This window comes from Sphingobium sp. (assembly GCF_041987595.1).
In the GTDB taxonomy this organism is placed as follows: Bacteria; Pseudomonadota; Alphaproteobacteria; order Sphingomonadales; family Sphingomonadaceae; genus Sphingobium.
Genome location: NZ_JBHIWJ010000212.1, coordinates 1 through 727, shown reverse-complemented (window position 1 = coordinate 727; position 727 = coordinate 1). Strand labels below are relative to the sequence as shown.

Here is a 727-nt window from a genome sequence, read left to right as displayed (position 1 = left end):
GGGCCCCTGCAAGGTCGCAAAGCCGGCGGCGATCTCCAGTCTGGCGTCGGTCATGGGCGGAAATGTCGTCGAAAGACGGCCCGCTGAACAGAGGTCTCAGAGCGCCAGGATCGCCCGCACCGCGACATAGGCGGCGACCACCAGGATCAGGCCCGCAAACAGGATGCGCCCAAGCCGGGCGTTCGACCCCAGCCGGCGCGCCAGCGGCAGACCCGCCGCCGTCCCGGCGACCCCGCCGACCGCCATGGCGGCGACCAGGCCCGGATCGACCCAGCCCGACAGCGCATAGTTGCCCGCCGTCGTCGCCCCGAACGCGGCGACGCTGAGCAAAGACGTCGCCTGGGCGGTCGCCAGGCTCATGCCCGTCGACGCCATCAGGCCGGGCACGATCAGAAAGCCGCCGCCGATGCCGAAGAAGCCTGCGGCCGAGCCGACGCCGGCGCCCGCCATGCCGACGCGCGGCGACATCGACCAGTTCAGCCGGGGCTCGACCCGCGCGACCGCCGCCTTGGGACGCAGCATCGACGCGCCCACGGCCGCCATGGCCACGGCGAAGATCAGCAGCAGCTGATGGCCGTCGATCATCTTGGCCAGGGACGATCCGAACCAGGCCCCGGCCGCGCCGGTGATGGCGAACAGGGCCGCGCAGGGCCAGCGCACCCGCCCTGCCCTGGCGTGACCGGCCAGAGCCGTCAGGGCGTTTAGCGCCACACCTGCCGCCGACACG

1 protein-coding gene is annotated in these 727 nt (G+C 72.9%); it reads right to left on the bottom strand.

Translation table 11 applies throughout. From position 1 onward, the window contains the following. Nucleotides 1-96: 96 nt before the first annotated feature. Nucleotides 97-727: sulfite exporter TauE/SafE family protein (locus tag ACFC3J_RS22805; RefSeq protein WP_375198186.1), on the bottom strand; the 631-nt coding region annotated here is incomplete at its 5' end.